At 66.5% G+C, this 22,817-nt stretch carries 19 protein-coding genes; 7 read left to right on the top strand and 12 right to left on the bottom strand.

The features are described from left to right. Positions 1 to 56: 56 nt before the first annotated feature. The 5 genes from alaS to ACEN9H_RS22675 form a co-directional block, all read right to left on the bottom strand. Positions 57 to 2,672: an alanine--tRNA ligase gene (gene alaS, locus ACEN9H_RS22655; RefSeq protein WP_056129012.1), complete on the bottom strand. Its 2,616-nt coding sequence runs from the start codon at positions 2,670 to 2,672 to the stop codon at positions 57 to 59. A gap of 114 nt (positions 2,673 to 2,786) precedes the next feature. After that, positions 2,787 to 4,445, bottom strand: coding sequence for a flagellinolysin (locus ACEN9H_RS22660; RefSeq protein ID WP_413672155.1), 1,659 nt, complete (start codon positions 4,443 to 4,445; stop codon positions 2,787 to 2,789). Between the two features lie 69 nt (positions 4,446 to 4,514). Continuing rightward, positions 4,515 to 5,267, bottom strand: a complete 753-nt coding sequence (gene ugpQ / locus ACEN9H_RS22665) for a glycerophosphodiester phosphodiesterase (protein WP_413672156.1) — start codon at positions 5,265 to 5,267, stop codon at positions 4,515 to 4,517. A gap of 22 nt (positions 5,268 to 5,289) precedes the next feature. Further along, complete coding sequence (locus ACEN9H_RS22670) at positions 5,290 to 5,631, bottom strand: DUF1294 domain-containing protein (protein WP_056129002.1); 342 nt, start codon at positions 5,629 to 5,631, stop codon at positions 5,290 to 5,292. Positions 5,632 to 5,682: 51 nt separating this feature from the next. Further along, the gene (locus ACEN9H_RS22675; protein WP_413672157.1) at positions 5,683 to 6,648 is read right to left on the bottom strand and encodes an alpha/beta fold hydrolase; all 966 of its coding nucleotides are present in this window, start codon (positions 6,646 to 6,648) and stop codon (positions 5,683 to 5,685) included. A gap of 136 nt (positions 6,649 to 6,784) precedes the next feature. On the opposite strand from ACEN9H_RS22675, the gene ACEN9H_RS22680 reads away from it, so the two are divergent. Both ACEN9H_RS22680 and ACEN9H_RS22685 read left to right on the top strand, forming a co-directional pair. Further along, positions 6,785 to 7,303, top strand: coding sequence for a hypothetical protein (locus tag ACEN9H_RS22680; protein ID WP_229412274.1), 519 nt, complete (start codon positions 6,785 to 6,787; stop codon positions 7,301 to 7,303). Positions 7,304 to 7,334: 31 nt separating this feature from the next. Then, a complete protein-coding gene (locus ACEN9H_RS22685; protein WP_413672158.1) occupies positions 7,335 to 7,793 on the top strand; it encodes a DUF3597 domain-containing protein in 459 nt (152 codons plus the stop codon). Between the two features lie 3 nt (positions 7,794 to 7,796). On the opposite strand, the gene ACEN9H_RS22690 is transcribed toward ACEN9H_RS22685, so the two are convergent. Continuing rightward, positions 7,797 to 8,846, bottom strand: coding sequence for a serine endopeptidase (locus ACEN9H_RS22690; RefSeq protein ID WP_371764866.1), 1,050 nt, complete (start codon positions 8,844 to 8,846; stop codon positions 7,797 to 7,799). Between the two features lie 125 nt (positions 8,847 to 8,971). Continuing rightward, the gene (gene trpS / locus ACEN9H_RS22695) at positions 8,972 to 9,994 is read right to left on the bottom strand and encodes a tryptophan--tRNA ligase (protein ID WP_036238519.1); all 1,023 of its coding nucleotides are present in this window, start codon (positions 9,992 to 9,994) and stop codon (positions 8,972 to 8,974) included. Between the two features lie 300 nt (positions 9,995 to 10,294). On the opposite strand from trpS, the gene rfbD reads away from it, so the two are divergent. The 3 genes from rfbD to ACEN9H_RS22710 are packed head-to-tail and all read left to right on the top strand — an operon-like array spanning position 10,295 to position 15,695. Continuing rightward, on the top strand, positions 10,295 to 12,556 hold the full coding sequence (rfbD, locus tag ACEN9H_RS22700; RefSeq protein WP_413672159.1) for a dTDP-4-dehydrorhamnose reductase: 2,262 nt from the start codon (positions 10,295 to 10,297) through the stop codon (positions 12,554 to 12,556). Positions 12,557 to 12,609: 53 nt separating this feature from the next. Further along, complete coding sequence (locus tag ACEN9H_RS22705) at positions 12,610 to 14,391, top strand: cation:proton antiporter (RefSeq protein ID WP_413672160.1); 1,782 nt, start codon at positions 12,610 to 12,612, stop codon at positions 14,389 to 14,391. A 35-nt stretch (positions 14,392 to 14,426) separates the two neighbouring features. Beyond that, entirely contained in the window at positions 14,427 to 15,695 is a 1,269-nt protein-coding gene (locus tag ACEN9H_RS22710) for a CaiB/BaiF CoA transferase family protein (RefSeq protein ID WP_413672161.1), read from the top strand. Between the two features lie 7 nt (positions 15,696 to 15,702). Here the strand turns inward: ACEN9H_RS22710 and ACEN9H_RS22715 are convergent, their stop codons facing one another. The 5 genes from ACEN9H_RS22715 to ACEN9H_RS22735 all read right to left on the bottom strand — a co-directional run bounded on the left by ACEN9H_RS22715 (position 15,703) and on the right by ACEN9H_RS22735 (position 18,707). Then, positions 15,703 to 16,023: a hypothetical protein gene (locus ACEN9H_RS22715; RefSeq protein WP_056128981.1), complete on the bottom strand. Its 321-nt coding sequence runs from the start codon at positions 16,021 to 16,023 to the stop codon at positions 15,703 to 15,705. Between the two features lie 146 nt (positions 16,024 to 16,169). After that, complete coding sequence (locus ACEN9H_RS22720; protein ID WP_413672162.1) at positions 16,170 to 17,063, bottom strand: hypothetical protein; 894 nt, start codon at positions 17,061 to 17,063, stop codon at positions 16,170 to 16,172. 17 nt (positions 17,064 to 17,080) lie between these two features. Next, positions 17,081 to 17,863 carry a hypothetical protein gene (locus ACEN9H_RS22725; protein ID WP_413672163.1) on the bottom strand — a complete coding sequence of 261 codons (783 nt, stop codon included), beginning with the start codon at positions 17,861 to 17,863 and terminating at the stop codon, positions 17,081 to 17,083. Next, the gene (locus tag ACEN9H_RS22730; protein ID WP_413672164.1) at positions 17,860 to 18,375 is read right to left on the bottom strand and encodes a hypothetical protein; all 516 of its coding nucleotides are present in this window, start codon (positions 18,373 to 18,375) and stop codon (positions 17,860 to 17,862) included. Before ACEN9H_RS22730 ends, ACEN9H_RS22725 begins: the two co-directional genes overlap by 4 nt. A gap of 41 nt (positions 18,376 to 18,416) precedes the next feature. Further along, positions 18,417 to 18,707 (bottom strand): DnaJ domain-containing protein, encoded by a 291-nt coding sequence (locus ACEN9H_RS22735; protein ID WP_413672165.1) that lies wholly within the window; start codon positions 18,705 to 18,707, stop codon positions 18,417 to 18,419. A gap of 183 nt (positions 18,708 to 18,890) precedes the next feature. On the opposite strand from ACEN9H_RS22735, the gene ACEN9H_RS22740 reads away from it, so the two are divergent. Both ACEN9H_RS22740 and ACEN9H_RS22745 read left to right on the top strand, forming a co-directional pair. Further along, a complete protein-coding gene (locus ACEN9H_RS22740) occupies positions 18,891 to 20,639 on the top strand; it encodes a glutamine--tRNA ligase/YqeY domain fusion protein (protein ID WP_413672166.1) in 1,749 nt (582 codons plus the stop codon). A gap of 235 nt (positions 20,640 to 20,874) precedes the next feature. After that, entirely contained in the window at positions 20,875 to 22,665 is a 1,791-nt protein-coding gene (locus tag ACEN9H_RS22745; RefSeq protein WP_413672167.1) for a CHASE domain-containing protein, read from the top strand. Positions 22,666 to 22,817: the final 152 nt, after the last annotated feature.

Consider the following 22,817-nt stretch of genomic DNA (forward strand, 5'->3'; position numbering starts at 1 on the left):
CTCGCGCCGCCACAACATGCATATTGCGGCGGCGCGGTTACAACGCGTGATTACGGTTATGCGGAGACGCGCTCGCCGACCCAGCCGGCGACGCCCGCCAGCGCCTGCGGCAGCGCCGCGGGATCGGTACCGCCCGCCTGGGCCATGTCCGGACGACCGCCGCCCTTGCCGCCGACCTGCTTGGCGACGAAGTTGACGAGATCGCCCGCCTTGACCTTGCCCGTGGCGTCCGGCGTCACGCCGGCGATCAGGCTGACCTTGCCCTCAAGCACGGAGGCCAGCACGATGGCGGCCGTCCCGAGCTTGTCCTTCAGCTTGTCCATCGTCTCGCGCAGACTCCCAACGTCGGCACCTTCCATCGTGGCGGCCAGCACCTTGATGCCGTTCACGTCGATGGCTTTCGTCACCAGCTCGTCGCCCTGGCCGGCGGCCAGCTTCGACTTCAGCGCGGCGATTTCCTTCTCCAGCGACTTGACCTGGTCCTGCACCTGGGCGATGCGCGACGGCAGCTCGTCCGGGCTCGTCTTCAGCGCGCCGGCCGCTTCGTTCAGCTTGCGGTTGATCGATTGCACCAGGGCCAGAGCGCCCTCGCCCGTCACGGCTTCCACGCGGCGGATGCCGGCGGCCACGCCGGATTCGGACACGATCTTGAACAGGCCGATGTCGCCCGTTCGGGTGACGTGCACGCCGCCGCACAATTCCTTCGACGAGCCGATGTCCAGCACGCGCACGGTGTCGCCGTATTTCTCGCCGAACAGGGCCATGGCGCCATGCTTGATCGCGTCATCCATCGACATGTGCTGGGCCTGGGTCGCGTGATTCTCGAGAATTTCGCGATTCACGATGGTTTCCACCTGGGCGATCTGCTCGGCCGTCAGCGGCGCGTTGTGGCTGAAGTCGAAGCGGGTCTTGTCCGGGTCGACCAGCGAGCCCTTCTGCTGCACATGGCCGCCCAGCACTTCGCGCAGCGCCTTGTGCATCAGGTGCGTCGCCGAGTGGTTGCGGATCGTGCGCGCGCGCTTCACTTCATCGACTTGCGCGTCGACCATGTCGCCCACTTTCAGCGAGCCCGACTGCAGCACGCCATGATGGCCGAACACTTCCGCCTGGATCTTCAGCGTGTCTTCCACTTCGAACACGCCGCCCTGCGCCTTCAGCAGGCCCTTGTCGCCCACCTGGCCGCCGGATTCGGCATAGAACGGGGTCGTGTCCAGCACGACGATGCCGTCCTGGCCCGCTTTCAGTTCCTGGACCGGTGCGCCGCCCGAGTACAGCGCGAGCACGCGGCTGTTGTGCACGAGGGCGTCGTAGCCGACGAAGGTCGTCTTCTCGCCCGAATACTCCACGTTGGCGGCCATCTTGAACTTGCCGGCTGCGCGGGCGGTCTTCTTCTGCTGCTCCATGGCGGCAGCGAAGCCTTCCTCGTCCAGCTTGATGCCGCGCTCGCGGCAGATGTCCGCGGTCAGGTCGAGCGGGAAGCCGTAGGTGTCGTACAGGGTGAAGGCGGTGCCGCCGTCGAGGTTCTGCGGATCCTTCGCGAGCTGCGCTTCGAGGATCTTCATGCCGTGCTCGAGGGTCTCGCCGAAGCGCTCTTCCTCGGCCTTCAGGGTCTGCATCACGCGCTCTTTCGCGTCGTGCAGTTCCGGGTAGGCGGCGCCCATCTCGATGTCGAGGTCTTCCACGAGTTTGTAGAAGAACGGCTTGGTCTGGCCCAGCTTGTGGCCATGACGCAGCGCGCGGCGGATGATGCGGCGCAGGACGTAGCCGTGGCCTTCGCTGCTCGGGATGATGCCGTCGACGATCATGAAGCTGGCGGCGCGGATGTGGTCAGCGATGACCTTCAGCGAGTTGTTCGCCAGGTCGGTCGCGCCGGTTTCGCGTGCGGCGGCCTTGATCAGGTTCTGGAACAGGTCGATCTCGTAGTTCGAATGCACGTGCTGCAGCACGGCGGCCAGGCGCTCCAGGCCCATGCCGGTGTCGATCGACGGCTTCGGCAGCGGGGTCAGCACGCCGGCTTCGTCGCGGTTGAACTGCATGAACACGAGGTTCCAGATCTCGATGAAGCGGTCGCCGTCTTCTTCCGGCGAGCCCGGAGGACCGCCCCAGATCTCGGCGCCGTGGTCGTAGAAGATTTCCGTGCACGGACCGCAGGGGCCGGTGTCGGCCATCTGCCAGAAGTTGTCCGATGCGTAGCGCGCGCCCTTGTTGTCGCCGATGCGGATGATGCGCTCCGTCGGCACGCCGATCTCGTTGGCCCAGATGCCGTAGGCTTCGTCGTCTTCGAAGTAGACGGTGATGGTCAGCTTTTCCGCCGGCAGGTTATAGACCTTGGTCAGCAGTTCCCAGGCAAAGTGGATGGCGTCGCGCTTGAAATAATCGCCGAAGCTGAAATTGCCCAGCATTTCGAAGAACGTGTGGTGGCGCGCGGTGTAGCCGACGTTTTCCAGGTCGTTGTGCTTGCCGCCGGCGCGCACGCAGCGCTGCACGGTGGTGGCGCGCTTGTACGGACGCGTATCCAGGCCCAGGAACACGTCCTTGAACTGCACCATGCCGCTGTTGGTCAACAACATCGTCGGGTCGTTACCCGGCACGAGCGGGCTGGAGCGGACGATCGTGTGGCCTTTGGACTCAAAGAACTTGAGAAACTTTTCGCGTATTTCGGTGGATTTCATGTCGTAGGGGCGGATTCAGGCAGCTTGCTATATAAAGAAAATCGATTATAGCGTGGTATCGGCAGTTAACTGTACTTGTGCGATTTGCCGTTGCAGAAACGACAACGGCGCACGTCAGCGCAACAATGCCAGTACCGCCCTCGGCTCGCCATTGGCCTGGCTCAGCATGGCGGATGCCGCCTGCTGGAGGATCTGGGCGCGCGTCAGCCTGACCGCGGCCCCGGCGTAGTCGACGTCCTCGATGCGGCTCTTCGCCGCCTCCAGGTTCATCGACATCGTCTGGTTGTTGCTGGCCGCGGCGTCCATGCGGTTGCTGTAGGCCCCCACCTGCACGCGCTGCTCGTTGACGGACGCGAGCGCGTCGTCGATGTGCAGCAGCGCCACCGCCGGATTGCGCATGTCCAGGTCCGCGAGGCCCAGCGCGCTGGCGTTCACGGCCGCGAACTCCATGTCGACCAGGTCTCCGGCGGAGGCGCCGACCTGGATCTGCACCCGATGCCGGCCCGTACTCCCGCCGCCGATGTCCGGATACTCGACCTTGAAGTTGCGCAGCGGCCGGGCGGCCGTGCCGAAGCCGGATTCCGGCACGACGCCCCGCGCGTCGCGCGTCGGGCCACCGTCCGCGTCGAGGCCGCCGATCGCGCCCGTGTCCGCATTCGCCAGGTTCATGCCCCCGATGAACCCGGCGCCATTGGCGGCGAAATCCGTCATGAAGTCGCCGGTGCCCTGGTACTGCCCGCCCGTGACGGCCTTCAGCGCCGTGTCCAGGTCGGTCCCCTGGTGCCCGTTCAGGTAAGTCATCAGGCCCTTCATGCCGCCGTCGACGCCCATCGATTTCAACCGCTCATGCAGGTAGCGCGAGGCGACGTAGCCGCCTTCGTAGCTGAAGCCGCCGCCCGTGATCGTGTCGACGATGCCCTGCGCCGTCTGGCCACCCGCCAGCGCGCCGGCCAGGCGCTCGTCGGCGCCATGGATCAGCTCGGCCGTGCCCTCGATGAACCACTGGGGAAGGTTCATGCCGGTCGAGTGCAGCATGATCGCGTGCACCATCTCGTGCGCGATGACGCGGTCGTCGTACATCGGTCCGGTGCCGCCGTCCGGCGTGCTGATGTCGCTGAAATCGGCCATGTCGATGTTCAGCGTGACGTCGTTGCCGAGCCCCGACGCGCCCGTGACGGACGCAAGCACGCCACTCTTGCCATCCGTCGTGTCGAGGTTGATCTTCAGGGTCGAGCCATCGCCCTGCAGGCCGTAGTACTGCTGGACCATGTCTTCGGCGGCGCTCAGCCAGCCGGCCTTGAGGCTGTCGAGCACGGCACGCTTCTTCTTGTCCTCGCTACCGCTCTCGGACGCCGGCGAAAAGATCGCTTGGTCATTGAACGAGGCGCCATTGCCCACCTGGGTGATCTGGGACAGGATCTGGTCCGCTTCCGCCTGCAATGTGTTGCGGTCGCTGTCCGTGTACGAGCCGTTGCCGGACGCCACCGCCAGTTCGCGCAGGCGCTGCAGGCTGTCGCTGATGTTCGACAGCGCGCTGTCCGCCACCTGCAGCATCGACGTCGTGTCGTTGATGCTGCGCATGGCCTGGCGCATCCCCGTCATCTGCGACCTCATGCGGCCCGTGATGGCCTGGCCGGCCGGATCGTCCGCGGCGCTCGCAATGCTGGTGCCCGAGCTCAGGCGCGCGACGAGGCGCGTCACCTCGTTCGTGTGCTCCGCCAGGTTGCGCTGGGCGTGCAGGGACAGGGAGTTGTTGTTGATCGATAAGGACATAAGGCCGTGACCGGGAGCCGAATGTCATTAACGACAAGCCGTTACAATTCTTGAGGGAAAACTTTCGCTTTAGAAAAAATCAGGCGGGATGAGGTCGATCCGGTCCGTGCACAACCCGTCCACGCCCCAGCCGAAAAGTTCGCGCACGCGCGCGGGCGCGTTGACCGTGTAGCAGAACAGGCCGAAGCCCGCGGCTTTCACTTGCGCGGCGCCGGCCGCCGTCAGACGCGTATGGTCGGTATGGATCGCGACGGCGTCCAGCGCCCGCGCACGGGCTTCCCAATCCGGCGGCAACGCCTTCGTCAGCCAGGCGCGCGGAACCTGGGGCGCGGCCTCCCGGGCCGCCGCCAGCGCGGTCTCGCTGAACGACGACAGCAGCGGCACCTGCCCCACCCTCCCCGCGGCGATCTCGGCGGCGAACAGCGCGGCCGCCAGGCGGGCGACCACGGCGCCGGTCTCTGCGTCATGGCCGGGCACGGGCTTGATCTCGATGTTCATCCACACGCCGTGCGCCTTGCAATACTGCGCGAACTCGACGAACAGCGGTACCGGTTCGCCCTCGTACGTCGCGCCGAACCACGACCCCGCGTCGCGCGCAGCGAGGTCGAGCGCATCCATGTCCGCCACCGATCCCCTCCCGGCCACCGTACGGCCCAGCTCGGGGTCGTGCAGCACGACGGGGACGCCGTCGCGCGCCAGCATGACGTCGAATTCGATGGCGCGATAGCCTGCGTCCATGCCGCGGCGCACTCCGGCCACCGTGTTTTCCGGCGCCAGCGTGCCGCCGCCGCGGTGGGCCAGGATCCTGGGGTAAGGCCACATAGTGTTTCCTCCCGAACGGTATTCAGGCCGGCGCCAGGGCGCGCGCCAGCCAGCAGAAACCGGCCAGGTTGAGGCCGACGGTCAGCCAGAACCCCTGCCGGAACGGACGTTTGACGGTCTTGTGCCGCAGCCATTGTTGCGCCAGCAAGCCGCCCGGCCAGCCGCCGGCCAGCCCCAGCAGCAGCAAGTGCCGCTCCGGCGTGCGCCGGTCGCCGCGCCGCGCGGCCGCCTTGTCGCGCGCATACAGCGCGAAACAGGCGGCACTCGCGAGCACGTACGCGCCGCCCACCGCGGCCGGCAGCCCGAGGGCCAGCGCGGCGTAGGCATACAGGGCGAAGAACAGGAGCAGCGGCGTATAGATCATGGCGCCAGCTTACGCGCCGGCGGCGCGGGTGTCCACCGGGCAACCCCACCGTCAGGGCGTGGCCAGGAAGTCCGTGACGTCGCGCGTAAACCGCTCGGGCGCATCGAGGTACAGGAAGTGTCCGGCGCCCGCGTATTCGACGACGCGCGCATGCGGCAACGCCTGGCCCAGCGCGCGCTGGGCCGGCAGGCCGATCGCGTAGTCCGCGGCGCCGGCCAGCACGAGCACGGGCATCGTCACGCGTTCCGGATGGGCGAAGCGGTATTGCGTGAAGCCGCCGCCGAACAGCGCGTTGCCCAGTTCGCCCGTGTTGCGCAGGCCGCTCTTCGCGTCGATGGCATCCTGGCGTTTGCCGATCAGCATGTCCGGGAACATCACCTCGTCGTTGACGCGCTGGTGCAGGTCCGGGCCGACGGTGTTGAAGGCGTAGAAGCAGGCGTCCGGCGTCTCGTTGCGCGCCTTCGCATCGGCGCGCGCCTTGTCGAGCCGGTCGCCGTAGTGCCGCGCGATGTAGTCCACGCGCGCCGCGCAGGCGGCCGGGATGTCCGAGGCGGCGCTCACGAGCACCATCTTCGCCACGTGTCCGGGGTACTTGGCCGCGTACTCGAGCGCCAGCGTGCCGCCGAACGAATGACCCAGCAGCGCGAGCTTGTCGACGCCGAGCGTCTTGCGCAACGCCTCGATGTCGTCGACGAGGGCGGCGATGGAATACTCGCCGCGCCACGGGCGCTCGGAGCGGCCGCTGCCGCGCTGGTCGAGGTAGATCACCTGCAGCGTTTTCTCGAGCGCCGATCCGGCCTGGGCTTCGAAGCTGTAGCTGTTGTAGCCGGGGCCGCCGTGCAGGAACAACAGCGGCGGCGCGCCCTTCGCGCCGTGGCCGGCGACCTTGTACCACAGGCGGACGTCGCCCACGACGACCTGGTGTTCGCCGGGCTGCATCGCGGCGGTGCCGGCGGCGTGGATGGAAGTGCACAGGACGGCGGCGGCGAGCGCGGCCGAACGGAAGATGGTATGCATAGTCTCTCTCGGGCAGTTGTTTTATTTATGTACCGCAATGCGGATTATAGATGCCGTCCGTCCGTTAGCGAGCGTACGGAGGGATGCCCCGCGAACGCCTACCCTTGCGGTTCGAGGTTTCAACGCGGAGAACATCATGAGCTTTGATTTGGGCAACCTGTTGCAACAATACCTGGGCGGTGCCAACCCGAACGCCAACCCGGCGCAGGCCGAGAACGATTTCGACCATGTGGCGCAGAACGTGCCGCGCGCCACCGTCGCGCAGGGCGTGACGCAGGCGCTGCGCTCGGACCAGACACCGCCGTTTTCACAAATGGTCGGCCAGCTGTTTGGCAACAGCAATCCCGACCAGCGCGCCGGCATGCTGAACCAGCTGCTGGCCAATATCGGCCCTTCCGTGCTCGCGTCCGTCGCGGGCGGCTCGCTCGGCAACCTGCTCGGCGCCGACCAGGCCCGCGTGTCGCCGGAACAGGCGAGCCAGGTGTCGCCGGAACAGGTGCAGGAACTGGCCGCCAAGGCCGAGCAGCAGAATCCCGGCATCGTCGAACGCATGGGCGACTTCTATGCCGAACACCCGACCCTGGTCAAGGCTATCGGCGGCGCCGCGCTGGCGATCGCGCTCGGCCACATGGCCCAGGGCATGCAACGCCATTGAGCGCATCCACCAACATCGAGAAGGAGTCGACATGGGTATCCTGAGCAATATCTTCCATAAAATCTTCCCGGGTTCGCATCCCGCCGCGCAGAACAGCAGCCAGGCGGCCCCGGGCGCCCAGCAACGTGCGCCGCAGCCGACCCAGCAACCCGCGCAGCAACCGGCACAGCAGCCCGCGCAACAACCGCAGGCCGCGCCCGCGGCAAGCGCGCCGGCGGCCGCACCGATGCAGCAGGTCGACGTGGAAGCCGTGCTGAACAACATGCAGCAGCAATCCGGCCAACAGCTGAACTGGCGCACGTCGATCGTCGACCTGCTGAAGCTGCTGGGCCTCGATTCCAGCCTGCAGTCACGCAAGGAACTGGCCGCCGAGCTGAACTATTCGGGCGACACCAGCGACTCGGCCAGCATGAACATCTGGCTGCATCGCCAGGTCATGAACAAGCTGGCGGCAAACGGCGGCAAGGTGCCGGCCGACCTGAAGGACTAATGATCAGTCCGCAAGACTGACGTTGGCCGGCGTGCCGCACGAAAAGCAGTAGCGCGTGAACGCGTTCTTGCGCGACGTGCACGCCGGGCAGCGGTCGAACAGGCCGATGCCGCAGTGCGGGCAATGGGCCAGGTGTTCGTCCTTGAAATTCGTCGCGCGCTCGCACGACGGGCAGACGTTCTTGGCGATGCGTTCCATCGCCACGTCGTAGCGCATCGTCGTACGGCGTTCGGCATCGGGCATGGCCTCCGCGGCCCGCTGGCGTTCCAGCCACGCGTGCAGCCAGCGGATCGCGTAGCGGCCCACGACGACCGTCACCACGATGCCCACGCCGTAGCGCACATAGCCGCCGTAGCTGGGCAAGTAAGGGACCAGCTCGACGAAGAACGCGAACAGCGCGAAGAAAATGAAGCCCCACGTGAACGGCCAGTACGTGCCGTTGCGCTTGTACTTGAACAGCGCCCCCGCCACCAGCAGCAGCGGCAGGGTCACGCCGAGGCGGATCAGGAAGACCTTGCGTGCGGCCCTGGCCGCGGCCTCGTTCGCGGCCTCGCGTGCCGGTTCCAGCAGCGCCTCGTAGGCCGCCGCGGCCTTCTGCTGGGCCTGTTTGGCGTCGAGTTCGACCTGCTCCTGGGCTTCGACCGCGGCGAGCGCGGCGCGTTCCGCTGCGACGAGTTTATCCAGCTCGCGGTTGCGCGCGATCAGTTCCGTGTCCTGGTCAGGGCGCGCTGTCACGTGGCGCGTCGCGATCCAGTTCTCGAAGGCGTCGCGCGCGCTTGTCGTGTTGGCCTGCGCCACGCGGTGTTTCTGCTGGGCCTGCTCCAGCGCCGCGTCCGCCGCTTCGCGCGTCTGCTGCGCCTGCTCGGACGCGGCCCGCAGCGGGCCCGCCTTGGCGGGATCGAGAAATTGTTCGGCTGGGGGCACGGGCTCCAGGTACATCACGTTGTCGACGACCTGGTTGCCGAGCCCGATCAGGAATCCGGCGAAGACGAAGGCGACGAGCCACAGCGCCCGGCGCATCCATTGTTCGGTCCAACGCAATCCTTTGCTCATGGTGCGGCTCCTCCATCGATGGCGAAAGCCGCAGCTTGCCATCAATACACGGAGCGGACCACAAGAAAGCGCAAGGCGATCACCTTGCGCTACCTCACGTCGCGTGGATCGCTACCCGATCCGGTTTAGAAATAGGACAACCCGAGGGCCTTGCGCACCTCGTCCGTCGTACGCGCCGCCACCTCGCGCGCCTTCATCGTGCCTTCCTTGAGGATTTGCATGACCTGGCCCTTGTCCTTGGCCAGTTCCTCGCGGCGGGCGCGGATCGGCGCCAGCATGTCCTGCAGGATGCCTTCCAGGCGCTTCTTGACGACGGAATCGCCCAGGCCGCCGCGCACATAATGCGCCTTCATCTCGGCCAGGCCTTCCTTGTCGGTATCGAACGCGTCCAGGTACAGGAACGCGACATTGCCTTCCAGGTGGCCCGGGTCGGACACCTTCAGGTGCAGCGGATCCGTGTAGACCATCTTGACGGCCGCGCGGATCTCGTCGGCGGACGCGCCCAGGTTGATGGTGTTGCCGAGGGACTTGCTCATCTTGGCCTTGCCGTCGATGCCTGGCAGGCGGCCGACTTCCGGCACGATCGCCTTGCACTCGACGAGGATGTCGCGGCCGGCGTTGCGGTTGAACTTGCGCACGATCTCGTTGCACTGCTCGATCATCGGGATCTGGTCTTCGCCGACCGGCACGATGGTCGCCTTGAATGCGCTGATGTCGGCGGCCTGGCTCGCCGGGTACGTGAGGAAGCCGGCCGGGATGTCGCGCTCGAAGCCGCGCAGGATGATTTCCTGCTTGACGGTCGGGTTGCGCTCCAGGCGCGCGACGGTCACCAGGTTCAGGTAATAAAACGTCAGCTCGGCCAGTTCCGGGATCTGCGACTGGATCAGGATGGTCGATTTGGCGGGGTCGATCCCTACGGCAAGGTAATCGAGCGCCACCTCGATCACGTTCCGGTGTACCTTACCGATATCATCCATATTGTCCGTGAGCGCCTGGGCGTCCGCGAGCATGATGAACTGGCGATATTGGTCCTGGTAAGTGACGCGATTGCGCAGGCTGCCGACGAAGTGGCCGAGGTGCAGCGGCCCGGTGGGACGGTCGCCGGTGAGGATGATGGGCGTGGTAGCGGTAGGGGTTTGCAGACTCATCGAGTTTTCCTTGGGTGATTGACCGCCCTGCCTCGACCCTGCTGCGCCAACAAAAACGCCACCTTGGAATCGAGGCGGCGTTTCGGAATACCTATCCAATTCACTGGCCGCGCGCAATCAGCGGCGCCACCAGGTGAGAACAGGATGTGGATACGAAAAATTCATGGATGGCATGGTTGCAGGTTGACGCGCCGCTGTCAACCGCCGCCGCTCGAAAGCCAAAACGCTTCCCCGACTTTTTTGCCAGTTCGGGGCCATGCTGGATTTTTTGTTGCAATAAAACTAACACATTGGTGATTTATGAATTCCACGAAGAGCACGAACAGCCACGCCCGCCCTCTCGAACTGTGGGGCGGCCTCGAATGCACCGTCAACCGCGTCCGCGACGACTACTTCCACCAACTCGACCGTAACGGCCACGCCTCCCGGGCCGACGACATAGCCCGTTTCGCTTCCCTCGGCATCCGCGCCATCCGCTACCCCGTGCTGTGGGAACGCACGGCGCCGGACGGCGTCCACGCCGCCGACTGGTCCTGGCCCGACGAACGCCTCAACGCCCTCCGCGCCCACGGCGTCACGCCGATCGCAGGCCTGATCCACCACGGCAGCGGCCCACGCCACACGAGCCTGGTCGACCCCGCATTCGCGGAGCAGCTGGCGGAATATGCCGGCGCCGTGGCCGCGCGCTATCCGTGGATCGAGTACTACACCCCCGTCAACGAACCGTGCACGACGGCCCGCTTCGCCGGCCTGTACGGCGTGTGGTATCCCCATGGCCGCGACGACCGCACGTTCGTGCAAGCCCTGCTGAACCAGTGCCGCGCCGTGGTGCTGGCCATGCGCGCGATCCGCGCCGTGAATCCGGACGCGAAACTGGTGCAGACGGACGATCTCGGCAAGACCTACAGCACGCCCGAGATGGCCACCGTGGCCGAGTTTTATAACGAGCGCCGCTGGCTCGCGTGGGACCTGCTGTGCGGCATGGTCGGTCCCGAGCACGCGCTGTGGTCGTACCTGACGAAGACCGGCATCCCGGCCGAGGAATTCCTGTGGTTCCGCGACAATCCGTGCCCGCCGGACGTCATCGGCGTCAATTACTACGTCACGAGCGAGCGCTGGCTCGACCACCGTCCGGATCGCTATCCGGCGCACCACCGCGGCGTGGCCGACGGCATCCCGTGCGCCGACATCGAGGCCTCGCGCGCGCTCGCGACGCCCACCGCCGGCATCGCCCCGCTGCTGCACGAGATCTGGGACCGGTACCACATCCCGCTCGCCGTCACCGAGGCGCACATCGACGCCAACCGCGAAGACCAGTTGCGCTGGCTGCTGGAGATCTGGGAAGCGGGCAAGGAAGTGCGCGCAAACGGCGTCGACCTGCGCGCCGTCACCGTCTGGTCGCTGCTGGGCTCGTTCGACTGGAACAGCCTCGTCACCTGCAACAACGGTTATTACGAACCGGGCCCGTTCGACGTGCGCACGCCGGAACCGCGTCCGACAGCGGTCGCGCGCATGATGCGGGAACTGTCGGCCGGCGCCCCGCTGTCGCACCCGGTGCTGCGCGGCCAGGGCTGGTGGCGCCGGCCGGGCCGCTGGCTGTGCACGCCCGTCGCGACGCCCGATGCGCTGACGTCGATCACGGCCGACGGCCACACGCTCGTCGGCAAGGATGCGGCACCGATCCTCATCACGGGTGCGACAGGCACCCTGGGCCGCGCATTCGCCCGTATCTGCCGCAAGCGCAACCTCGCGTACCGTCTGCTGTCGCGCCAGGACATGGACATCACGGACCCGGCCTCCGTCGACCGCGCGCTCGACAAATACCGTCCCTGGGCCGTCGTCAACACGGCGGGCTACGTGCGCGTGGACGATGCCGAGCGCGACGCCGAGCGCTGCTTCCGCGAGAACGCGATCGGCCCCGCGATCCTGGCCGCCGCGTGCGCCCGCCACGGGGTGCACCTGACGACGTTCTCCAGCGACCTCGTGTTCGACGGCGCGCTCGATCGGCCGTACGTCGAAAGCGATGCGGTCGCGCCCCTGAACGTCTACGGCCGCAGCAAGGCCGAGGCCGAGCTGCGCGTGCAGGACAAGCACCCGGGCGCCCTCGTCGTGCGCACGAGCGCGTTCTTCGGCCCGTGGGACAAGTACAACTTCGTCACGCTGGCGCTGCAGACGCTGGAGCGGGGCGAACCGTTCCGCGCCGCGCGCGACATGGCCGTCTCGCCGACCTATGTGCCGGACCTCGCGCACGCCTGCCTCGACCTCGCGATCGACGGCGAGTCCGGCGTCTGGCACCTGGCCAACGTCGGCACGCTGACGTGGGTCGAGCTGGCCGAGCAGGCGGCGGCGCGCGCGGGCGTCGACGCCAGCCGGCTGGAAGCCGTATCGGCCGAGTCGTACGGCTTCGCGGCGCCGCGGCCGCGCTACACGGGACTGCACAGCGAGCGCGGGATCCTGCTGCCGTCGCTGGACCATGCGCTGGGCCGCTATCTCGAGTTGCGCAACGAGATCGACCAGGAGATGGAGGAAGTGATCCTGATGGCGGAGAGTCGGCAGGCCTGAAGGCGTGGCGCGTTAAAATTGCCGGGGTGACCATCCGATAAAGGTTCTACCCCGTGCAAGAGCAACACGCCTTCCCCTTTCTGCGCGAAATCCTGCTGTTCCTCGCCCTTGCCGGCATCCTGATCCCGCTGCTGCAGCGCCTGCGCATCAACCAGGTGCTGGGCTTCCTCGCCGTCGGCGCCCTGCTCGGCCCCTTTGGGCTCGGACGCATGGCGCAGGATTTCGCGCCGCTCGGCCTGTTCACGTTCCCCAACAACGACAACGTCGCCATGCTGGCCGAGCTGGGCGTGCTGTTCCTCATGTTCATGATCGGCCTGGAGCTCTCGGCCGCGCGCCTGTGGGCGATGCGGCGCTGGGTGTTCGGGACCGGCAGCGCGCAGGTCGTGCTGTGCGCCGCGTTGATCGGCGGTGCGGCCTATCTTCTGCTCGACCAGCGGCTGGATGCCGCGCTCGTGCTGGGCCTCGTGCTGTCGCTGTCGTCGACGGCCGTCGTGATGCAGTTGCTGGCCGAGAGCCAGCGCACCGCGAGTCCCCTCGGCCAGGCCGCGTTCGCCGTGCTGATGCTGCAGGATCTCGCCGTCGTACCGATCCTGATCCTGATCGGGGCGCTCGGCAAGAACGACGGGGGCGGTTCAAACGTGGCGCTGATCGCCCTGCTCGCGATGGCCAAGGCGGCGGTAGCCATCGCCCTCATCTACCTCGTCGGCGGCAAGGTCGTGCACCCGCTGTTCCGCGCGTTCGCCCGCCATCGCCAGCCGGACGTGTTCATGGCCCTGATCCTGCTGTCGACCTTCGGCATCGCGGCGCTGTCGCACCTGGCCGGCCTGTCGATGGCGCTGGGCGCGCTGATTGCCGGCTTGCTGCTGGCCGAGACCGAATTCAAGCACGAGGTCGAGCTGATGGTCGAGCCGTTCAAGGGCCTGCTCATGGGGCTGTTCTTCATGACGGTCGGCATGGGCATGGACGCGCTGCAGGTCCTGCACGCGCCGCTGTGGCTCGCGTGCGCCGTGCTGGGCCTCGTCCTGCTCAAGGGCCTCGTCGTCGCGCCGCTGCTGCGCCTCGGCGGCCTGCCGTGGGGCCGCGCGCTCGAAGGCGCCCTGCTGCTGGGCCAGGGCGGCGAATTCGCGTTCATCGTGATCGGCTACGCCACCGCGTCGAAGCTGCTGGACGGCGCCCTCGGCGCGCGCGTGATGCTGGCCGTCGGCCTGTCGCTGTTCATCACGCCGCTGCTGGCGCGGATCGGGCATGCGATCGGCGAACGCTCGGCGAAGGAAGCCCACGGCGCGGCGGCCCACCTCACCGACAACGAACTGGACGCGGCGCGAGGCCGCGTGATCATCGCCGGCTTCGGCCGCGTCGGGCAGCAGCTGGCCAAGCTGCTCGCGGCCCAGAATATCCCGTACGTCGCGTTCGAAAACGATGCGAAGCTCGTCTCGCAGCTGCACGCGGACGGCGCGCCGGTCTTCTTCGGCAACGCGGCGCGCCCGGAACTGCTGCGCCGCGTGCATGCGGACGAGGCGCCGGCAATCGTGCTGACGATGGATCATCCAGCCTCCGCGCTGCAGGCCGTGCGCGGCATCCGGCGCGAGTTCCCCGACGTGCAGTTGTACGCGCGCTCGCGCGACGAAAAACACGCACGCGCCCTCAAGCGGGCCGGCGCCAACGTCGTCGTGCCCGAAACGCTGGAGGCGAGCCTGCAGCTGTCGGCCTTCGTGCTCGAAGGGATGGGGCTGGACGAGCGCATGGTCGACGACATCGTCGACCGCGAGCGCGATGCGTTCGCCGCCGCGCTGGACGACGCGCGCTCGCGGGAGCGCGACGAACGCGACGTATAATCCGCGCCGAGAACAACTCATCAATCGGAGACCAGATGGCATTTCATCCGAACGGACCGCACAACGGTCCGGACAATCGCCTGCAGGGCGCGCTGGGCCACATCCGCGTGCTCGACCTGTCGCGCGTGCTGGCCGGGCCGTGGTGCGCGCAGAACCTCGCCGACCTCGGCGCCGACATCATCAAGATCGAGCGCCCCGGCGCCGGCGACGACACCCGCGCCTGGGGGCCGCCGTACGCGCCGGACGCCGCAGGCCGGCCGACCACGGAAGCCGCCTACTACCTGGCGGCGAACCGCGGCAAGCGCTCGCTGACGGTCGACATCGCGAGCGAACCGGGCCAGGCGCTGCTGCGCGAACTGGTGCGTCATTGCGACGTCGTGATCGAGAACTTCAAGGTCGGCCACCTCAAGCGCTACGGCCTCGATTACGACTCGCTGAAGGCCGTCAGGCCGGACCTCGTGTACTGTTCGATCACGGGCTTCGGCCAGGACGGACCGTACGCGCACCGGGCCGGCTACGACTTCCTGATCCAGGGCATGGGCGGGCTGATGTCGGTAACGGGCGAACGCGATGACCTGCCGGGGGGCGGCCCGCAGAAAGTCGGCGTCGCCTTGACGGACCTGATGACGGGCATGTACGCGACCGTCGCCGTGCTCGCCGCGCTGACCCACCGCGACCGCACCGGCGAAGGCCAGCACATCGACATGGCGCTGCTGGACACGCAGGTCGCGATGCTGGCGAACGTCGGCAGCAATTACCTCAACAGCGGCAAGCGGCCGACACGCTGGGGCAATGCGCACGCCAACATCGTGCCGTACCAGACGTTCGCGTGCAGCGACGGCCACATCATCGTCGCCGCCGGCAACGACGGCCAGTACCAGAAGTTCGTGGAAGCGGGCGGCCGTCCGGAACTGGCGCGCGACCCGCGTTTCGCCACCAACCCTGCCCGCGTGCAGAACCGCGATGTACTCGTGCCGCTGCTGGCGGACATGGTGCGCGAACGGCCGCGCGCGGAATGGATCGCGCTGCTGGAAGCCGTGGGCGTGCCGTGCGGCCCGATCAATGACCTGGACGAGGTGTTCGCCAACGAGCAGGTGCGCGCACGCGGCATGGAGATCGCCCTGCCGCATCCGACCGCCGGGCAGGTGAAACTGGTGCGCAGCCCGATGCGCATGTCGGCCACGCCGGCCACGAGCGACAAGGCGCCGCCGCTGCTGGGCGAGCACACGGATGAAGTGTTGCGCGACGTGCTGGGCAAGACCGACGCGGAGATCGCCGCCCTGCGCGAGGGCGGCGTCGTGTGAGGCGTGGTCAGTGCAGCTTGTGCTTCAGGTCCGACAGTTCGGCATGCACGCGGGTGACCGCGGCTTCGAGGTGGGCGGGCATCGTCGGCAGCGAGCGGCTGATGCGCTTGGCTTCGTCGCCCATGTCTTCCAGGCTGTCCACGCATTGCTGGATGCGCTGCTGGTCGTTCGACTGCATCACGCTCTGCGCCTGCCTGGCTTCGCGCGACAGTTTTTCGATGCAGTCGCGGATCTCGTTGGGCGCATCCTGCTGGCAGGCCTGCTGGGCTTCTTGAATGGTTTGCTGAATATGAGTGAATCGCTGCTGGATTTCGTTTGCTTGCAACATGACGTACTCCTTGCATTGATGGCTCGATACCGCATCCGCACGGGATGCGGGGCTGGAGCGTCATGGTAGTCCTGATGGGAATCGGGGGGCGCACGAACCGTATCGACGGGCTGGGCGCCACCCCCTTGAACTGCCGGATTTGACGATTACGGGTATTCGGCGTCGATCTCCGAGCCGGCGTAGTTCTCGAGCTCCACGAACAGCTCCTTCAGCGGCACCTTGCCCGCGATGTTCTGCAGGAGGATGCTGTTGCGGTAGCTCTGGATGCGGTCGGCGATGATGGCCTGGTGCGGTGCCGGGATCTGTTCCAGCAGCGCCGCCCAGCCCGCATCGAAGTCCGGCTTCGCCTTGCGGACCGTCTGGACGAAGCGCTCGAATTCCTTCTGCCCCGTGCGCGCGACGATGCGCCCGCCGCCCTCGATGCCGAAGATGATCGCGAGCGCGATCACGCCTTCCGCGTTCAGGTCCGGATCCTTGACGGGGCCTTCCCAGTGGTGCCGGCGCAGCCATTGTGCGGCGCGCACGATGGCCTGCACGTCCTGGCGCTGTTTCAGCTGGCCCAGGTAGCGTTCGTAGCCGGACCACGTCTCGCCCGGGTCGGCCGTGCAGATGTCGACGAACAGCTCCTTCAGCCGCCGCGCCGAGTACACGGGGTCGCTGTCGAATTCGCCGAGCAGCGTGTCTTCCGGCAGCGCCGCCAGGTCGCGGATCAGGCGGAAGCCCTGCTGGAACACGAATTCCGCGCCCTCGCCCAGCAGCACGTCGAGCGCGTCCAGGTCGCCCTGTGCGTCGTCCCGCATTTCCATCTCTTCCTTGACGAGGTGCTCCAGCCCCAAAGACACGCAGCCGATGCTCAGGAGCTGCGCGCGCTGGATGCCTTCGGCCGTGCGGTCGTTGGTGAACTTCTCGGCCACCATCGCCGTGATGCCGGCCAGCTCGTCGGCGAGGCCGGCTGCCTCGTCGGCGCTGGCGTTCCCCGGGATCAGCCGGATCGCGCGGATCAGCCGGGGCAGTTTTTCGATGACGATTGCCGGCAGCATCGATGCGCTCGCCCCCGTCACGAGAAGATGTCCGTGCCCATGCTGCGGCGGCCGCTGCGGCGCTGCAGGCTGCGGACGGACGGCACCTGCTTGCGCAGGCGGTACAGCAGTTCGCGCGTGCCGCGCTGCTGGAATTCCGTCTCTTCGTCCGGATCGTCCGGCAACTCGACGTCCGCAAGGTCGGCCGTGTTGCGGTATTCCGGGAACAGTTCCAGCAGCGAGCGCTGCCAGCCGTCCTCGCTGGCCTTGGCCAGGTCGACGGCGAGCGGCACGATGTCGCTGTCGGACGTCGTGTGCACGTTGATGTGGGGGCCGCGGTGGTTGATCTCGCCGGCCACTTCGAGGATCTCGCGCGGCGCCAGCGACCACACGATGGCGAACGCCGTCGCGCCGTAGTCGGTGGCCGTCGCTTCCGTCAGCAGATCGTGGCGGCGCTCGTCGTCATCCGTCGCGTAGACGATGCCGTGGATGTGGTTGAACAGGTTTTCCGCGATGCGCTCGGGGTCGTCCTCGATCATGTCGTCCGGCCACGTGGCGGCGAGGTAGGCGAGGCTTTCGGCCCAGGCCTTCGGCGGCACCAGCAGCGTCGCGACCGACGTCTTGGCGCCGTCGAAGCCGGCCAGGTGCAGCGCCGTCACCTGCGGGGGCAACGTCGCCAGCACTTCGGCCACGGCGTAGTCGCCATGCTCGTCGGCGGCCTGCGACAGCGCCTCCTCGGCGTGCTGCAGCGAACCGGCCAGCACGAGCTCGCCGACCTGCTTGCTCAGGGCCGGCAGGTTGGATTTGTTGTCGTCGCTCATTCGCGCTCACCTCCGTCCTGGTCGAACATCTGGGTGAAGTCGTCGCCCGCCGCCGTCTCGTCGAGCTCCTCGTCGTCGCCTTCGTCGTCTTTCGCGAGCTGGTCGAGCGACTGGTCGTCGTCTTCCCAGCGGGCCTGGTTCTTGTACAGGAACGCCGTCACGATGGCCTGGCGCGCCAGGTCCGGATGGTTGTCGCAGATGGCGGCATACATCGCGCGGCCCTCGTCGTCGCCATCGCAATTGGCCATCGCGAACACCTTCGCCGGATCGCCGCCTTCGTAGTCGTAGGCTTCGCGGATGAGGCCTTTCGGGTCCGTGAAGCGGATGCGGTCGACGAGCGCGAACGCCATCATGTTGACGTCGTCGAGGCCGTCGCCGTTGGCGTATTCGGACACGAGGGCCTGCACCATCAGGTCGTAGTTCTTGCGGTTGGGCGGGTCACCCAGCGTGCCTTCGATCTGGCCTTCCAGCTCGCGCGACTGGAAGGCGAACTCCGGATGTACTTTTTTCATGATTGACTCGTATTCTGTTGGAACGTATTCAGGCAGGGAGCTCAGTTGACCAAATTGACGCCGTTCAGTGCAAAGACCGAGCGCCACAGCTCGAAGGCTTCGGCTTCCGCGTCGAGCACGATGCGGTGGTTCACGCTCTGGTCGTATTCCGCGCGGCGGGCGGAGTCGGACAGGACTTCGTACGCCTTCGTGACGGCCTTGAAGCGCGCTTCCGCACCCGGCGCCTGGTTGCGGTCCGGGTGGTAGCGCATGGCGAGCGAACGGTAGACCTTCTTGATGTCGTCGTCGCTGGCATTCGGCGCGACGCCGAGGATCGCGTATAAATTTTCCACTTGGAACTCTCCGGCTGTGGCCGAAAAAACATTAAACCGAGATTATCCTATAGAAAGCGCCAACTTGACAGGCGCAGTATGCGGACTGCCCCGCGCGTGGACCGTGCGCTTGACCACATAGCGGCCCGCATGGCGTCTTCTACGGTAAAATGCCGGGAATCATACCCATCTCCAATAGGTTTCATGAGTAACGACAAGAACGCTGCGGCGGCCACCCCGTCGCCGAATTTTGTCCGCGCGATCGTCGAATCCGACCTCGCCGCGGGCACCCACACGCGTGCCGGCATGCCGTCCGTGATCACACGCTTCCCGCCGGAGCCGAACGGCTACCTGCACGTGGGCCACGCCAAATCCATCTGCCTGAACTTCGGGCTGGCACGCGACTACCAGGGCCGCTGCCACCTCCGTTTCGACGATACGAACCCGGAAAAGGAAGACCAGGAATACGTCGACACGATCATGGACAGCGTCAAGTGGCTGGGCTTCACGTGGGAGCAAGGCGGGCAGGAATATCTGCACTACGCCAGCGACTACTTCGACCAGCTGTACGCGATGGCCGAATACCTGATCCAGAACGGCAAGGCTTACGTCGACAGCCAGAGCGCCGAAGACATGTCGCGCAACCGCGGCAACTTCGGCACGCCGGGCACGAACTCGCCGTTCCGTGACCGTCCGGTCGAGGAATCGCTGCAGATCTTCCGCGACATGAAGGCCGGCAAGTACAAGGACGGCGAACACGTGCTGCGCGCCAGGATGAGCGAGGACGCGATGGCGTCGCCCATCATGACGAACCGCGACCCGGCCCTGTACCGCATCCGCCATGCGCATCACCACCGCACGGGCGACAAGTGGTGCATCTACCCGATGTACGACTTCACGCACCCGATCTCGGACGCGCTGGAAAACATCACGCATTCGCTGTGCACGCTGGAATTCCAGGACCACCGCCCGTTCTACGACTGGCTCGTCGAGACGCTGGCGGCAGGCGGCTTCTTCGATCGTCCGGTGCCGCGCCAGTACGAATTCGCGCGCCTGAACCTGACCTATGTCGTCACGTCGAAGCGCAAGCTGCGCCAGCTCGTGACCGAAGGTGTCGTGAACGGCTGGGACGATCCGCGCATGCCCACGATCGTCGGCCTGCGCCGCCGCGGCTACACGCCGGAATCGATCCAGCTGTTCTGCGAGCGCATCGGCGTCTCCAAGGCCGACGGCTGGATCGACATGAGCACGCTGGAAGGCGCCCTGCGCGACGACCTCGACCCGAAGGCGCCGCGCGCCGTGGCCGTGCTGCGTCCGCTCAAGCTCATCGTCGACAACTTCCCGGAAGGCGAAACGGTCGAGTGCAGCGCGCCCGTCCATCCGCACCATCCGGAATGGGGCACCCGTTCGTTCCCGTTCTCGCGCGAGCTGTGGATCGAGCAGGAAGACTTCATGGAAGTGCCGTCCAAGGGCTACCACCGCTTCTATCCGCCGATCGACGACAAGCCGGGCTCGCGCGTGCGCCTGAAATATGGCTTCGTGACCGAGTGCACCGGGTTCGACAAGGACGAGAACGGCAACGTCGTCGCCGTGCACGTGAACTATTTCCCGGATTCGAAATCGGGCACGCCGGGCGCGGACAACTACAAGGTCAAGGGCAATATCACGTGGGTCAGCGCGCAGCATGCGCTGGAAGCGGAAGTGCGCCTGTACGACCGCCTGTTCCTCGATCCGCAACCGGACGGCGGCGGCAAGGACTTCATGAGCGTGCTCAATCCGAACGCGCTGGAAACCGTCACCGCGTACCTGGAGCCGGGCCTGGCCAGGGCCGAGGCCGACCAGCGCTTCCAGTTCGAGCGCCACGGCTATTTCGTCGCCGACCGCGTGGAGTCCGTCCCGGGCAAACCCGTGTTCAACCGCGTGACGACGCTCAAGGACAGCTGGGGCAAGTAACTCTCATTTGATCTGGCGCAAAAGCCCGGTTCGGTGACGAATCGGGCTTTTTCTTTGCTTCATTGGGAGCCCAGCGCCGTGCCGGATCGGCAACTCCCCGATCTGCTAGGTTCATCATGCACCCGAGACGCGTAAGTTGAATTAAATCAACAATTCCTTGCCGTCGCGGTGCCTCATGTCGATCACGCTGAGAGACGCATTCTCCGTTACGCGGTTCTCGTTCTGGACCGGTGTCATGCTGTCAACGCTGGTCGGCAGCGTGCTGTACGTGGTCACGACGCGCTCCATCGAGAGCGACGTGCAGGAACGCTTCTCCCGCCAGGCGAAATACGCGCAGGCCGTCATCAACATGCGCATCAAGTCGTACACTGACCTGCTGCGCGGCGCGGCCAGCCTGCTGCAGAGCGGCGATACGATCAGCCACCGCCAGTTCCACGACTACGTGCAGGGGCTGCACCTGGCCAGGAATTACCCGGCCGTCGACACCCTGAACTTCGCCACCTGGGTGCGCGAAGACGAGCGTCCGCATTTCGAGGCGGAATTCGCGCGTGAACTGCAAGCCTTCCTCGGCCCGGGCGCGCGTCCGGTCGTCACGCCCTCCGGCCGCCGTCCCGCCTACCTCGTCGTCACCTACATCGAGCCGGACGCCACGAACACGCGGCTGTATGGCCTCGACCTGATGAGCAATCCGTATTTCCGCACGCAGCTCGCGCAGTCGCGCGACGACGGCAGGTTGCGCGCGTCTGGCCGGCCGATCGCGGCCCTGTCGGTGCCCAACGACAACCACCTCGGCATGCGCCTGCCGGTGTACCGGCACGGACCGCTGCTGACCGGCGCGGAACAACGGCGCGCGGCCTATCTCGGCTCGCTCGGGATCGCGTTCAGCCTGCCCAAGCTGCTGCACGGGGTGATGGACGAGATGCCGATTCCGGGCGTGCGCATGACGCTGTTCGACGTCGGCCCGCGCGAGGTGATCGGGCACGATACGACAACCTGGCCCAAGGTGCTGTTCGACAGCCATGGCACGGCCGCCAACCCCACGCCGCCGCTCGACGGCGGCGATGAGGTGTTCACGGCCACGCTGCCGCTCGATTTCAACGGGCGTCCGTGGCAAACCACGTACAGCGTGCCGAAAGCCCGCCTGCGCACGCAATTCGACGTCTATTATCCGAAGCTCATGATGGCGTTCGGCTTCATCGGCTCCGTCCTGCTGTACGCGCTGCTGCACATCCTGACCTCGTCGCGCCGCGCCGCCCTCGAACTGGCGCAGGAGATGACGAGCGAGCTGCGCGAAAGCCAGACCAGGCTGCAGTTGTCGCACCAGAAGCTCAGGCGCCTGGCCGACCATGCGTACCAGATCAAGGAACTGGAGCGCAAGCGCATCGCACGCGAGATCCACGACGACCTCGGCCAGAGCCTGCTCGCCCTGCGCATCGAAGCCGAACTGCTGGCGGGACGCACGCAGGGCACGCACAACCACCTGAACACGCGCGCCCGTTCCACGCTGCAGCAGATCGACACGACGATCAGGAGCGTGCGCCAGATCATCAACGACCTGCGTCCGACCGTGCTCGACCTCGGCCTGTCGGCGGCCGTCGAATGGCAGGTGGACCAGTTCCAGAAGCGCACGGGCATCCAGTGCGAGATCCGCGACGACCACGGCGAGATCGCCCTGCCCGACCATTGCGCGACAGCCTTCTTCCGCATCCTGCAGGAATCGCTCACGAACATCGTCCGCCATGCCAACGCGACCCATGTGAAGGTGGAGCTGCGCCTGAACGGCGGCTGGCTGTCGCTGACGATACGCGACAACGGCTGCGGCCTGCCGCCCGGCGGACGCAACAAGTACGAGTCGTTCGGCCTGGTGGGCATCGAGGAGCGCATCGCGATCCTCGGTGGTACCTGCGCCGTCTTCAGCGAACCGGGCGGCGGCACGACCGTGATCGTGTCGGCGCCCGTCATCGGCGGGCCCGAACCCGCCGTTCCCCTGCAGCAGGAACACGGCCCGGGTTCGGCCGTCGTCTAAACCCTTCCTTCGCAACGACCAGCGCCGCCCGGCCGGGCGACGCATCGTCACGCCTATTCCCCGCGGGTATCGCAACTTCATAAAAAAGAAATTGTATATCCGTTTCAACAACAAATGTTGTTTCTTTGACAAATATCAATATCTCATCAGAT

It is taken from the genome of Massilia cellulosiltytica (genome assembly GCF_047325105.1).
Lineage (GTDB): Bacteria > Pseudomonadota > Gammaproteobacteria > Burkholderiales > Burkholderiaceae_D > Telluria > Telluria orientalis.

Coding starts and splice junctions, on each gene's coding strand:
- alaS (WP_056129012.1), bottom strand. CDS start 2,672: ATGAAATCCACCGAAATACGCGAAAAGTTTCTCAAGTTCTTTGAGTCC.
- ACEN9H_RS22660 (WP_413672155.1), bottom strand. CDS start 4,445: ATGTCCTTATCGATCAACAACAACTCCCTGTCCCTGCACGCCCAGCGC.
- ugpQ (WP_413672156.1), bottom strand. CDS start 5,267: ATGTGGCCTTACCCCAGGATCCTGGCCCACCGCGGCGGCGGCACGCTG.
- ACEN9H_RS22670 (WP_056129002.1), bottom strand. CDS start 5,631: ATGATCTATACGCCGCTGCTCCTGTTCTTCGCCCTGTATGCCTACGCC.
- ACEN9H_RS22675 (WP_413672157.1), bottom strand. CDS start 6,648: ATGCATACCATCTTCCGTTCGGCCGCGCTCGCCGCCGCCGTCCTGTGC.
- ACEN9H_RS22680 (WP_229412274.1), top strand. CDS start 6,785: ATGAGCTTTGATTTGGGCAACCTGTTGCAACAATACCTGGGCGGTGCC.
- ACEN9H_RS22685 (WP_413672158.1), top strand. CDS start 7,335: ATGGGTATCCTGAGCAATATCTTCCATAAAATCTTCCCGGGTTCGCAT.
- ACEN9H_RS22690 (WP_371764866.1), bottom strand. CDS start 8,846: ATGAGCAAAGGATTGCGTTGGACCGAACAATGGATGCGCCGGGCGCTG.
- trpS (WP_036238519.1), bottom strand. CDS start 9,994: ATGAGTCTGCAAACCCCTACCGCTACCACGCCCATCATCCTCACCGGC.
- rfbD (WP_413672159.1), top strand. CDS start 10,295: ATGAATTCCACGAAGAGCACGAACAGCCACGCCCGCCCTCTCGAACTG.
- ACEN9H_RS22710 (WP_413672161.1), top strand. CDS start 14,427: ATGGCATTTCATCCGAACGGACCGCACAACGGTCCGGACAATCGCCTG.
- ACEN9H_RS22715 (WP_056128981.1), bottom strand. CDS start 16,023: ATGTTGCAAGCAAACGAAATCCAGCAGCGATTCACTCATATTCAGCAA.
- ACEN9H_RS22720 (WP_413672162.1), bottom strand. CDS start 17,063: ATGCTGCCGGCAATCGTCATCGAAAAACTGCCCCGGCTGATCCGCGCG.
- ACEN9H_RS22725 (WP_413672163.1), bottom strand. CDS start 17,863: ATGAGCGACGACAACAAATCCAACCTGCCGGCCCTGAGCAAGCAGGTC.
- ACEN9H_RS22730 (WP_413672164.1), bottom strand. CDS start 18,375: ATGAAAAAAGTACATCCGGAGTTCGCCTTCCAGTCGCGCGAGCTGGAA.
- ACEN9H_RS22740 (WP_413672166.1), top strand. CDS start 18,891: ATGAGTAACGACAAGAACGCTGCGGCGGCCACCCCGTCGCCGAATTTT.
- ACEN9H_RS22745 (WP_413672167.1), top strand. CDS start 20,875: ATGCTGTCAACGCTGGTCGGCAGCGTGCTGTACGTGGTCACGACGCGC.